Origin of the sequence: Bacteroides sp. ZJ-18, from assembly GCF_011038705.2 — a bacterium.
In the GTDB taxonomy this organism is placed as follows: domain Bacteria; phylum Bacteroidota; class Bacteroidia; order Bacteroidales; family Bacteroidaceae; genus Bacteroides; species Bacteroides hominis.
In genome coordinates this window covers 2,291,354-2,304,876 of sequence record NZ_CP072198.1, presented here as the reverse complement: position 1 = coordinate 2,304,876, position 13,523 = coordinate 2,291,354, and the positions used below count along the sequence as shown (strand labels likewise).

Below are 13,523 nucleotides of genomic sequence, written 5' to 3'. Positions count from 1 at the left end.
TTTATGATATGCCAGTATCCTGTTAACGTTTTCTATCACAATTTTGCCCTATTAACCGGTATACATCTTCATTCTCACCTACCACCCATACCACATCTCCTTCTTCAAAAGGAATATTTACGTCAGGAGTCATCAAAGCCTCCCCTCCCCGCTCCACACCGGCTATCAGGCAATGGTACTTATCCCGGATACCTGATTCACGCAACGTTTTGCCCAAAAAAGCAGAATCAGTATCAATCAACAATTGTTTCAATGTCATTTCACTTTTCTCAAACACATCCCAATCGATAACAGAAACATGAGACATTTCCTCTGCAAATGTATTTAACTGATCATCAGTACCAATAACCTGTATCTTATCCATCGGGAATAAACGGACAGAACCTCCCGGAATGTTAATCCGACGCTTTCCCCGTAGAATAGAAACAACATGCACTCCATACTTTTTGCCCAAATTCAGCTCAAGCAATGTTTTTCCGGCCCAAGCCGATTCTCCGGGAATTTCAAAATCGGTCAGGTGTAAATCTCTCGACAACAAACGCCCGGCATAAGCCGGCTTTTTCTCCCCCAGGTATTCGGCACGCATATCACGGGAACGGAGATTTTGAAAAAATTTACGTTCTATCAAAATAGATTGTTTCTTCAGCTGCCGTGAAAGAACCATCAGGATTACCAGCAACAAGGCAACTCCGAACATCAATCCGACAGACGCTTTAAAGAGACGGGTAATCACGAACATGACAAACAGAACGGAAACAGCTACACGAAACACAATCGTAGAAACCAAAGGTCCCCGGTTGACACGGTTGTCATTCCACAAAGTCATGAATTCTACCGAATGGTTTTTCTTCACCATAATGGCCCGCAGGAAAGGAGATATACACAAAATAGTAAAAACAGCTCCCGCCAGTGGTCCCCAGATACCCGGAAGATGTTCACGAAACAAGGGCACCACAAAACGAAATGAAAGGGTAATCACAGAAATACTGACAATGGAGTAAACCACCAGAATCCGTGCCAAGGCAAACAGTAATTTCCGCCAAAGACTTTCATGATTGACGGTCCGGGAACCGTTAGTATACCGCATCAGGAAACGTCGCCACGACTCGGGCAACTTACGGTCTACAAAATTTGAAGCCGGCTCGGCAACACGGATCATATAAGGAGTCAGAAATGTGGTGATAACAGAAACAGCAACTACGATCGGATATAAAAAATCACTTGTCACATGCAAGGACAAACCGAGAGAAGCGATAATAAAAGCAAACTCCCCTATCTGTGTCAAGCTAAAACCACACTGCATGGCTGTCTTTAAAGGTTGTCCCGCCAGCATAACGCCCATTGTGCCGAAAAAAGCCTGACCCAAGATTACTGCCAATGTAATAGCTATAATTGGAACTGCATATTCAACAATCATTGCAGGATCTACCATCATTCCCACTGATACGAAGAAGATAGCTCCAAACAAATCCTTCACAGGTTTCACCAATCGGTCAATAGATTCGGCCTCAATTGTTTCGGCAAGAATAGACCCCATAATAAAGGCACCGAATGCAGCAGAAAAGCCCGTATTGGCAGCGATAGCCACCATACCGAAACAGAGAGCCAGAGAAACAATCAGCAATGTTTCTTCACTCATCAATTTCCGACAACGTTTCAGAAATTCGGGTATGGCATAAATACCTACCACAAACCAAAGAATAAGGAAAAAAAGTAGTTTACCGATACTGCTCAACATCTCTGTTCCCTCAAAATTATTGCTGACAGCCATCGTTGAAAGCATCACCATCAACACAATGGCAAGTATATCTTCAAGAATCAGAATACTGAGCACCAAACCGGTAAATTGTTTCTTCCGCAACCCCAAATCATCAAACGCTTTGTAGATGATGGTAGTAGAAGACATAGCAATCATCCCGCCCAGAAACAGACTGTCCATACGCTGCCAACCAAAGCCCATCCCGACAGCAACCCCCAACAGAATCATACAGAAGATAATGGTACAGGCAGCAATGACAGCCGTACCTCCAACCTTCACTATCTTTTTAAAACTGAATTCCAGTCCAAGGGCAAAAAGCAAAAAGATGACTCCAATATCCGCCCAGGTTTTAATATTGGCTGTATCCATCACCGAAGGCGTATAAGGCATGTGTGGACTGGCAAGAAAACCGGCAACGACATAACCCAGCACAAGTGGTTGCTTCAGTTTCTTGAATAACAAAGTCATAACACCGGCACAAATCAAAATCAGAGCGAGGTCGGCTATTAACGTTGGAAGTTGTGACATTCGAATCGGATTTAAATCGAATGCAAAATTAATGTTTTCTACTAATTAAAAACAGAAAAACAATAAAATCACGTATTATAACCTGCTCATCTCACCTTCTATCTGCCGGGCTTTCGAACTTGCGAGCGAATGTCCCAATTGTGCAGCATGCTCAAAGCACTCTTTTGCTTTGTTAAGAATATAATATCTGGTGTTTTTAATGTTTCGCTTATCCTTCCTGCCTTTCACTTTTGGTAATTCTTCTACAACTGAATGCAGTTCAACACCTAATTTGTACCACATTTCCTGTTGCTTAGCCATCAGTTCCTGACTTTGGGCATCAATCGTTACCTGCTGATTAGCTATTGTGTTTTTCTGATTAGCAATGGTCTGTTGTTGATTCGCAATCTCTTGTTTGAGATTATTTATTTCAATTTCTTTTTGTTCTATAATACTCTTCAGGTTATCCATCGTTGCCAACAGATTCTTACTGCTGTCACTACGCTTCCCCTCGACAGCGGTCAATCGTTTCTTCAAAATCTGGAGTTTCCGGTTAATCTCTTCAGCCTGGCTTAGTTCTCCGACCCCATGTTCTACATTCACACGTAAAGATTGCGTATTCCCGGCTATTTGGTTCAACTCTGTCACTACATTATTGATGATCTTACTTTTCTCTAAGTTATCTTCTATAACAGCAGCTTGCTGTTCATTTAACTCTTTATACTCAGCAATTTGAGCATCATACTTACTTTTAGCAACCATTTCTGTTGACGAGTTACTACAAGATACAAAAGTAAAAAACAGAAATGGAATCGAATAAATCATTTTGAAATTGTCCATGTCGTATGTTCATTTATAGTAAATACAACTTTAATTTTATCCAAATCTTTGTCATAATGAATGATCCCATTACCCAATTCCTCAGAAACAAATATCATTTCATCAGAGTCAAAACCAAGTTTGTACACTTTAGGTGAAGACTTGCCGGTTATCAATAATTGAAACGCACCATTTTTTATTTTTTTTATAATTCCACTGGATACCTGAACTTGTCCGGCAATAGATTTACTAACGGTATAATTCCCCTCAAGCCTATCCGATGTGACCAGTTCGGTTCTTGCCTCATTTAAATCAATCTCTTTTTTATCCGGCATAGGATTAAAAAACAATCCCATCAAAACAGTAATAAAAGCTATAATAAAAATGATAAGCAAATTAGTTATTAACGATGTCCTCCTATCTCTTTTTATTTGTTCAGGAAGTGTATTATTACTTACAACATGATAGATCTTCGCACATTGTCCGGCCAAAGGATAAATGGTTAAAGCAATGCCCATAATTATCAATGGACGCGGAATCAAAAATAAAGCTGCCATCGCCAACGAAACAATAGTCATGGTTTCCCGTTGGGAAACACGAGAAGTGAATAATTCGGAATATGGTTCAGAACTTTCTTCAACTTTGCTGAGATCCGCTTCATGCCCTATAACCAAAGTAGTCTTTTGAGCATCACTCAAATTATGATAAATAGCCTGTTGCTTCTCTGGTTCCAAGAGGCTATATAAAAATATATCTGATACTATATTACGTTTCAAAGCATACATCAACACAAAAAAGAACGCAGCCACAAAAGATGTTTTCAACACATAATCGGCAGCCGCTATCTGAAAATTTTCTATAAAAGGAACTCCGATGGCCTGTAATGCGATCGCATCTTCCATACGTCCGCTGGATAAAATAATAGCCGAAGCCGCTGCTGAAATAGAAAACAACAATCCTAATCCCCAATTGATAATCTTTTGAGACCAAATAAGGCCTATAACATGTTTCTGCAATAAACGCTTCACTACTAAAAACAATGCCCAACGACACAAAAGCATTATCAGACATACAAACATGAAGGTCAGCAGCCAAGATTTAAAAACATAGTACCCCAATGACGTTGTCTTCAGAATAGGAGTTAAAACACATTTTCCATAAAAGTTCTCCGAGGGAGTTCCTATGTATTCCAGGCAAGTAGAAATAGCCGATACGGCAGAATTTATTCGATATTTTTTATACGAAGGTAAAGCATTCAACTCTTGAATGCGAACTGATGTATTTTGTAAAAACAACGGAAGAGTTTCTTCTATACCTTTTTCCCGTATTTGTTTCTGCAAGTTTAAGTAATCGACTCCGGAAGTTGCGCCAGTCATATTACAATAAACCCGATACCGACTCCCCAAACGAATTTGAATCAGCTCCGGATTCCTGGACACAAGTACCAGCATTCCCCTACGTTTAAAATCTTTTGATTCAGATATTGAATCCACAAGAGCATCAAAACATTCGTCAGCATAAGCACCCATTTTAATGGGCTCTATGCTATCTGCCGCAAAAAGAACCGGAACAATTCCAGCAGGATAATCAAAATTCAAGAATTCCTCTTTTACTTTATTACTCAATAAATTACCGGTATCAAATACTTTAGGAGAATATAAACATTGCTCAGTATCATCTGAGCAAGCCGAGAGCAAAAAGAATGCAGAAAGAAATGATAATAACAGATATATTTTTTTCATATATAGAACTTTTATATTAACGTCAATTCCGGTTATTATTCAGTGAACAAAACATCCAATGCAGCTTATCCTGTATAAATCTCGTTTTTCAACTGATATTTGAGCAATAATAATGTCAATTGACTTACTGTAATATCCTCGCATCTCCCCCCAATATTCTTGTACCTATAATAAAGTAATTTGTTATGTAAGTGTAATACCCCTATAAAATTTTATTATCAAATATATTTTTTCTTTCTCTTATTGAATTCTTATTTAACGGATCCAATAGCGTTAGCCGTACAGTTAACATTATTTCAATAAGAGCAATTCTTCATTTAGTATCTTTTAGTGTAACAGCAAATATAGCGCATAGATTTATCATTTCAAATACTTAACAGAAAAAATATTTCAAAATTTATCAATCACGTATTATTCGCTTCACTATTTGCCACCATAAAACGATATTAAATACATTTTTGTCACCGAAAACAGTGATACATCTATCACTATTTAATTACATTATTATTTCATAGAGAGTAAAAACTTCACTTCTTGATCAATATAATCATTCTTTTCATTGTGATATAAAAGTGAATCAAAAATACAAATATATATTAATTCAAAGAAATCAATAAACGCAGAATATGGAATATAATGCAAATACGAGAGTTTATATGGATGTAAATAGTGATTATTTAGAGATAAAAATATTTCGTAAACAGAGAAGAAAAGAGCGGATGCATATTATAAAGAAAGCAGATCATTTAAAATCTGTCCGATACATATCCGCAATCAATGGTGTCCGGTATCTTACTTGCCCTAAAACAACTTCACACAATAATAACATGAAGTCATTTTAAGACGAGTCGGAATCAGGTTTCTTCCGCAAAAATACCGATATGTCCCGGCAACGCGATGCGTATGCACTGATTATCTTTTTTGTAAGGACACACTCATAAGTTGGAACGGACCATGTATATCTTATGCGAGCCCTGTCCCCGATAATCAATACCTGTTTCAGGTTGTTTGGTCCAGCGTTTCAACTCCCGTGCAGCCTTGTCACGCAACAACCCCGTCAAGCGACAATAATCCGCCACTTTCATAAAATGATTCACAGCCAGATAGTCCTGTGCCATCTTGAGCCGTTCCTGCTCTGAGTAGAATTGCGAAGAGTGCCTGAACTTCCATTCCGAACGCTCCAGCATACAGTGGTCTCCTGTTTCAATGATCAGTTGTTTGTCAGCACGAAAATTGATATTCTTTACACAGATGCTCATGGCATTACGTTTTTTACCACCTTTCTCACCACTCTCACGCTCGGCTCCGTCACGTAACCCCAGTGAAGGAGTAAAGATACCTAGTCCGTCGATTTTCACTGAATGTCCCTGCCCCATTTCATAGGCAATGGCCTGCGCCAAAGCCTTCGTCAGTCCGATGATATTCCCCGGGGTAAAAGAACTTGCATAATTAATGTGTGAAGCAATGTAATTTAAGTCTACTTGCCCGGACAGTTTCATGCGCGGGAAAAGAATTTTCTTGTCTTCCTCATTGGGAAGAGTCAGTTCTTGCATTTGATATTCAGCCATAGCTTGCAATGTTTTTAAAAGGTGAATAGAGAAAACCGATAAAGAGTGGGCTTGTCGGAAGTAAAGGTAAAAACTTGCCAAGTATGCCGGACAAAGTCGCTCCGGCTACTTCAGTAAATGGCCTCCCTTAGGCGATAAGTTCATCTTGCGTCGCAAGATGTGCATCTTAGCAGCTAAGATTTGCATCTTGGCCGCTAAGATATACATCTTGCCTGCTAAGATACACTCAATTTGCCTTATAAACAAACTTTAAGTACTACTTTCCTACATTTATCAGCTGCACTTTTGCATTTTCTTTTTTTATCCTTTATTCCTTTTTTTGTAACTGCTTGGTGTCTCGCCTATCTGCTTATAGAATACTTTAGAGAAATGGTATTGATCATAAAAGCCAAGTTGTTCTGCTATTTCTTTTATTTTCAAGTCTGAAAAGTCAAGTAACTGACAGGCCTTTTGTATTTTCAATTGATTGAAGTAATTTAAAGGAGTGTATCCGGACTTCTTTAAAAACACTTGTCCGAAATGCGAAGATGAGTAGTTGACACTGCCGGCTATATCATCCAGCGAGAGTTTCTTTTCGATATTCTTTCTCATATAACTGATCGCTTCCTGAGTGACATCTCCTTGTTTGGCCCGATTAATTTCTCTAAACTGTGAAACAAACTTGAAGGAAGCTATAAAATGCCATAGACACAGTGTAGTGTATTCCAGGTTTTCAATACTATATCCCATTTCCAGATTCTGGTAAATTTCTTCGAACAACTGCATCCGATCTTTAATACGTGCGTTGGGAGATTCATCTATTTTATGCAGTTTGTTGTAGAATGAATTAAACAAATGACTTTTTTCTCCGGTGAAATGCAACCAATATATACTCCATGGACTGTTTTCTGAAGCGGCGTAAATGTGTGGCAAGCCCGCTTCGATAATGAAGAATTGGTCTTTGCATACTTTCTGTCTTTGACCGTGAATGCTATACCAGCCCTCTCCCTCAGTGCAATATATAAGAATGTGCTGTTGCGAACCATATCTTCTGGCTCGATAGTGTCCGGTGGCATGTGGATAATACCCGATATCCGTTACATACAACAAATTAGTCAGCTCGTTGCCGACCAATATTTTTTTTATAGCTTCAGGAAGAACAATCGCTCTTTGATTGGTAAATCCTTCTTTTTTGCGTTCCATAGTTACACTCTTTTTGCAAATATACATCTTTATTATAAAACGAGATATTTTTCGACTCTTTTTATTGAATTAATCTGAAAACACTGGTTATTAGGGTATTTCTAAAGATAATCAATGATATAATCACTTAAAATTAGAGATTTTATACATCATAACAGTCCTTTCTTACATTTTCAAGGTTATATTTTCTTAGCTATTTTGCAATGTTGAAAGATCAGCTATTTGTAATATTTAAAATGTAATAATATGAAAAAACTACTATTTTCTTTATTGATCATTATTCTGTCGACATCATGTTCTTCTGAAAAGAAACAGTTGGATATTTCCGGAGAGTGGACTGTCAGGCTGGACAGTACAGATGTTGGAATAAAAGAATCATGGCAAGGCAACCTGTTTGAAACGCCCATGCAGTTACCGGGTACAACTGACGATGCCGGACTTGGAACCCTCAATGCCTTGGAACCTACACTGTCAAAACCCCAGTTATTATATCTCACACGTTTGCACAATTACGTAGGAGTTGCATGGTACTCAAGAGAGATCTCGGTCCCTGCCCAATGGAATGATAAAGAGCTGTTTCTGGATTTGGAACGAGCCTTGTGGGATACTCAGGTTTGGGTAGATAATAAGAAAGTCGAAGGACATGAAGAAAGCTTAAGCACGCCACACCGCTACAATCTGACTCCTTATATGACATGCGGTAAAAAGCATATTCTGACCATACGCGTCGATAATCGCAAGCGTTATGATATCTCCAATGGTATGGCACATGCATATACAGATCATACACAAATTAAATGGAATGGTATTTTAGGAGATATGACTGTCCGGGCCATGGAAAAAATACGTTTAGAAAGCGTACAACTATATCCCGATGTAAAAAACAAACAGGTAAAAGCCGTTATTTCGTTTTCAAACAATACACCTGCCGCAGAACATGCATTGCTTTCGATGAAAGTATCTGCAAAAAACGGCTCTCAACAACTTGAAGAGCAGGTAAAAAAGATGGATGTGAAAGCCGGAGCCTCATCGGTTGAGTTGCTTTACAACATGGGAGATAACCCGATATTATGGAATGAATTTACTCCTGAAATGTATCAGGCTACGGTCACATTGGAGGCCAATGGAAGAGTATCAGAAATAAAAGAAGATTTCGGTATGCGCCAATTGGAAACAAACGGTGATAAAATGTTGATGAACAATAAACCTTTGTTCTTAAGAGGTACATTGGAGTGTTGCATATTCCCATTAACCGGAACTCCTCCAATGAATAAAGAAGGCTGGCAAAAAGTATATGCCGCAGCCAAAGAATATGGGCTGAATCATCTTCGTTTTCATTCCTGGTGCCCTCCCGAAGCAGCTTTTGAAGCAGCAGATGAAATGGGATTTTATTTACAGGTTGAACTTCCTGCATGGGTACTTACAATTGGGCAGGATTCAAGTGCCGTACGCTTTTTAAGAGAAGAAGCAGACCGGATTATCAAAAATTACGGCAATCACCCCTCTTTTTGCCTTTGGAGCCTGGGAAACGAATTGCAGGGAGATTTCACCATTCTGTCTGTAATGTTAGACGAATTGAAAGCAAAGGATAACAGACACTTATACGTAACAACTTCGTTTACGTTCGAAGGCGGACATGGCGGATGGCCGGAATCAAACGATGATTTCTTTGTCACGCAGTGGACCAATAAAGGCTGGGTACGGGGACAGGGAGTTTTCAATCAACTATCCCCTACATTCGATAAAGATTACAGTGAGTCGGTTGCAGGTATACAGGTCCCTCTGATTACGCACGAAATAGGCCAATATTCGGTTTATCCGGATTTAACCGAGATTTCCAAATATACCGGAGTTCTGAAACCCTTAAATTTTATGGCTGTGAAGAATGATCTTGAAAAAAAGAAATTACTTGATAAAGCACCCGATTATTTAATGGCTTCCGGAAAGTTAGCCGCAATCTTATATAAAGAAGAAATTGAGCGTGCATTGAAAACTGATGGAATCAGTGGTTTTCAATTACTTGATTTACATGACTTTCCGGGACAAGGAACAGCACTCGTCGGACTATTGAATGCCTTCTGGGAAAGTAAAGGAATTATCGACGGTAAAGCCTTCCGGGAGTTTTGTTCACCGGTGGTGCCGTTATTGCGCTTTCCTAAAGCAGTATATAAAAACGATGAAATGTTTCAAGCTAAGATCGAGTTATGCAATTACGGAAACGATATTCTGACAAACAAAACACTGCATTGGGATATTCTGGATAAAGGACGTTCTGTAAAGCATGGTGAAATACAAGTAGGAGAATTGAAATTTGGTTATAATGGAAAATTGGGTGAGATATCGGTACCCTTGACAGACATACAGAATGCTTCAAAACTGGAAGTGTGTGTAAAAGTAATCGGAACAGATTATGTAAACAGATGGAACATATGGGTTTATCCTGAAGGAGAAAAAGTAGAATGGGGTAATGTGAAATATACCCGTAATTATGATCAGGCCATGGCATGGCTGAATGAAGGGCAAAAAGTCCTTTTCAATCCGGATTGGAAAAAGATGAAAGGTATCGAAGGCAAATTCGTACCTGTATTCTGGAGCCCGGTACATTTTCCGAATCAGGCCGGGACAATGGGAGTATTATGTAATCCGGCTCATAAAGCATTGGCTGATTTTCCGACAGACATGCACACCGATTGGCAATGGTGGGATTTAAATAAGAACTCCAAAACCATGATAACAGATAGTATACAGGGAGGGACCCCTATTGTAGAAATGGTCGATAACTTTACTAATAATCGCCGTCTGGCTTCTTTGTATGAAGGCAAAGTGCATGGAGGCAAATTGGTATTAGCCACTTTCGATTTGCAATCTGATTTAGAGAACAGACCGGTAGCAAAACAAATGCTTGTTTCATTACTGAAATACATGAATAGCACAGATTTCGATCCTACAATCATTGAAAACTTTGAGGAAATAAAAGACATGTTCGATAGGAATTCGAAATAACCCGTATAGAAGAAAGGAACTGCGTTAGATTCGGAGATATAATCATTTTTGGCCAAACTTGATATACTTAATTTAATGACATTTATTTAGTTAACGTTAATTTTATGTGATTGGAAAATTAAAAACATGAAAAACATGAAAGTGAAAAACAATTGTAAGTTACTATTGGCTTTATTGCTGTCTGCCGGGTTTGCTCCCTCGGCTGTCTTTGCAACATCGGGCAAGCCTAATGTTGTAGTAAAAGAGACTTTTCAGCGGAAAAATACAATTTCCGGCAAAGTGACGGACGCCAATGGAGAGCCGGTTATTGGAGCCAGCGTCGTAGAAAAGGGAACCACTAATGGAGTCGTGACAAATTTAGAGGGGGACTTTTCTCTGTCTGTCCCGGATGGTGTGATAGTCGTAATTTCATATATCGGCTATAAGTCTCAGGAAATAAAAACGTCTCCGGGAAAATCGTATAATATTACTTTGAAAGAAGATTCGGAGGTTTTGGATGAAGTCGTGGTTGTGGGATTCGGTACCCAGAAAAAGGTAAACCTGACAGGGTCCGTCAGCGTTGTTTCAGCCAAAGAGTTGAAAGAACGTCCGGTGACCAATGCGGCACAAGCATTGCAAGGTATGGTTCCGGGACTACGAATCACACAGACGAACGGTAGCCTGGAAGATAAACCAAGTGTAAATGTTCGCGGTACTACCACTATCGGACAGGGAACCAGCGGTGAACCTTTGGTTTTAGTTGATGGAATGGAAGGTGATCTTAATTCCATTAATCCTCAGGACATTGCCAATATTTCTGTTTTGAAGGATGCGGCTGCATCATCAATATATGGTTCACGTGCACCATTCGGTGTAATCTTAATCACAACCAAATCAGGAAGCACGGAAGGCAAAACCCAGGTAAACTATAATAATAGTATTTCGTGCAACAGAAGCTTTTTTGAACTATATGGAAGCTGAGTATCAGTTGACGAAGAATATAGCTTCAGGAAAGATATTGGAGTATTGGAAAACCGTTCGTACAGCAGCCGGCTTCAATGGAACCGCTATTGACCCTCAAGTGACTATCGCATCCACCAATATGGAAAAAGAGAAGTTAGATTGGGGCGCATACTCTGCCGGATCATTATTGACTGACCCTGTTTTGTATAACATACGTCGGGAGCGTCGCAGTGAATTAATGGCTGAAGGATTACGCTGGATGGATCTAATACGGTGGAGAGCATTGGAGCAGATGATGGTGGAACCGTATCATGTGGAGGGAATCCATCTTTGGAACACTCCGATGGAACAATGGTATGATGCCGGTCAGTTGGTTGCTGACGGTAGTTCATCGGCAAATGTCTCAAACGCCAGTTTAAGTGAGTATCTCCGGCCTTATCAGAAAAATATGGGATCCGGGAACTTATATAAGGATGGTTATATCTGGCATATGGCCCATTATTTACAACCATTGCCAATTAAACAATTCCTGTTGACAGCTTCTGACCATACATCCGTCCATTTATCTCCACTGTACCAAAATCCATATTGGCCCACAACACCGGCAATGCCTGCAGAAAAATAAAAGGATAGTGATCAGTCTGATTGACTATTCCTGAAATCAAGCTCCATCCCAAGCGTATAGATTATACTTTGGATGGGGCTTTTTTATAATAACAAAACCGGAACATATTTTCAAGAACAGAAATAACGATAAGTTATGGGGTATAAATTTTTTAATTGCTTGCGTCCCGATTTAAAGTGCTTACTTTGTGGTGTACTAATAAAAACACTATAAATAAATTCATTTATGTTAAGCGAAAAAAGAAACAGTATGCTTCACGGGGTCTTGTTAATAGCCCTGTTTTCATGTGCAGCCTTTTACATAGGCGACATGGAGTTCATAAAAAGACTCTCTTTCAGTCCGATGATCGTAGGTATTATTTTAGGTATGCTATATGCCAATAGCCTCAGAAACAATCTTCCGGAAACATGGGTACCGGGTATTCAGTTCTGCTCAAAACGTATCTTACGGATAGGCATTATTCTTTATGGTTTTAAATTGACTTTTCAGGATGTGCTGGCAGTGGGGCTACCTGCCATATTTATCGATGCCATTGTAGTAGCTACAACTATTCTCGGAGGTATCTTAATTGGACGTATGCTTAAGATGGACCGTGGGGTCGCACTACTGACTTCCATTGGTAGCGGCATTTGTGGTGCAGCCGCTATTTTAGGGGCTGAATCGACCATCCAGACCAAACCATACAAAACTGCGGTAGCTGTGTCCACCGTAGTTATTTTTGGTACTCTGTCAATGTTTATCTATCCTATATTATATAGAAACGGAACTTTTATGTTGTCGCCCAACGAAATGGGAATCTTTACCGGTGCTACGTTACACGAAGTTGCACATACGGTAGGTGCGGGAAATGCGATGGGAAAAGAAATTTCCGATGTTGCCATTATCGTGAAAATGATCCGCGTAATGATGCTGGTTCCGGTACTGTTGATCACCAGTTTCATGGTATCCAGGGCAGCAGTGAAAACAGGCGGACAAGGCGGCCGCATGAAAGACATATCCATTCCATGGTTTGCCATCGGTTTTCTGGCAGTTATCGGTTTTAATTCTTTTGATTTACTGCCACAAGGGTTGATCACTTTCATCAATAATCTGGATACTTTTTTGCTTACCATGGCGATGACTGCATTGGGAGCCGAAACCAGCATTGACAAATTCAAAAAAGCTGGTGCCAAACCATTTATACTTGCTTCCCTGTTGTATCTATGGCTAATTGCCGGGGGATATTTTCTGGTTAAATACCTTGCACCTGTTTTGATGTAAAAAGTACCTTCCCGGATTCCGAAATGCCTTCGAAACTTTTTCGGTTGAGTTTTTGCAACTTTGTTGCACCTGCAATCCGCTACCTTTGCATCATAAACCTAATAATAAACATGATT

The 13,523-nt window shown here is 39.5% G+C and carries 7 protein-coding genes and 2 pseudogenes; 4 read left to right on the top strand and 5 right to left on the bottom strand.

Annotation, left to right across the window (positions count from 1 at the left end):
- Positions 1 to 22 precede the first annotated feature (22 nt).
- The 5 genes from G7Y45_RS09085 to G7Y45_RS09065 form a co-directional block, all read right to left on the bottom strand.
- Complete coding sequence (locus G7Y45_RS09085; RefSeq protein WP_101602891.1) at positions 23 to 2,287, bottom strand: cation:proton antiporter; 2,265 nt, start codon at positions 2,285 to 2,287, stop codon at positions 23 to 25.
- Between the two features lie 75 nt (positions 2,288 to 2,362).
- Positions 2,363 to 3,106 carry a hypothetical protein gene (locus tag G7Y45_RS09080; protein ID WP_005809702.1) on the bottom strand — a complete coding sequence of 248 codons (744 nt, stop codon included), beginning with the start codon at positions 3,104 to 3,106 and terminating at the stop codon, positions 2,363 to 2,365.
- Positions 3,088 to 4,827 carry a hypothetical protein gene (locus G7Y45_RS09075; RefSeq protein WP_165016057.1) on the bottom strand — a complete coding sequence of 580 codons (1,740 nt, stop codon included), beginning with the start codon at positions 4,825 to 4,827 and terminating at the stop codon, positions 3,088 to 3,090. Before G7Y45_RS09075 ends, G7Y45_RS09080 begins: the two co-directional genes overlap by 19 nt.
- Positions 4,828 to 5,762: 935 nt before the next feature.
- The gene (locus tag G7Y45_RS09070; protein WP_005818897.1) at positions 5,763 to 6,395 is read right to left on the bottom strand and encodes an HU family DNA-binding protein; all 633 of its coding nucleotides are present in this window, start codon (positions 6,393 to 6,395) and stop codon (positions 5,763 to 5,765) included.
- 300 nt (positions 6,396 to 6,695) lie between these two features.
- Positions 6,696 to 7,577, bottom strand: a complete 882-nt coding sequence (locus G7Y45_RS09065; RefSeq protein ID WP_005775995.1) for an AraC family transcriptional regulator — start codon at positions 7,575 to 7,577, stop codon at positions 6,696 to 6,698.
- Positions 7,578 to 7,823: 246 nt separating this feature from the next.
- On the opposite strand from G7Y45_RS09065, the gene G7Y45_RS09060 reads away from it, so the two are divergent.
- The 4 genes and pseudogenes from G7Y45_RS09060 (at position 7,824) to G7Y45_RS09045 (ending at position 13,407) form a co-directional block, all read left to right on the top strand.
- Complete coding sequence (locus G7Y45_RS09060; protein WP_165016054.1) at positions 7,824 to 10,580, top strand: sugar-binding domain-containing protein; 2,757 nt, start codon at positions 7,824 to 7,826, stop codon at positions 10,578 to 10,580.
- Positions 10,581 to 10,706: 126 nt separating this feature from the next.
- Positions 10,707 to 11,498, top strand: a pseudogene (locus tag G7Y45_RS09055) (TonB-dependent receptor plug domain-containing protein); the annotation flags it as partial.
- Positions 11,494 to 12,147 (top strand): annotated as a pseudogene (locus tag G7Y45_RS09050) (RagB/SusD family nutrient uptake outer membrane protein); the annotation flags it as partial. The pseudogenes G7Y45_RS09055 and G7Y45_RS09050, both read left to right, overlap by 5 nt.
- A gap of 225 nt (positions 12,148 to 12,372) precedes the next feature.
- Complete coding sequence (locus G7Y45_RS09045; protein WP_165016052.1) at positions 12,373 to 13,407, top strand: YeiH family protein; 1,035 nt, start codon at positions 12,373 to 12,375, stop codon at positions 13,405 to 13,407.
- Positions 13,408 to 13,523: the final 116 nt, after the last annotated feature.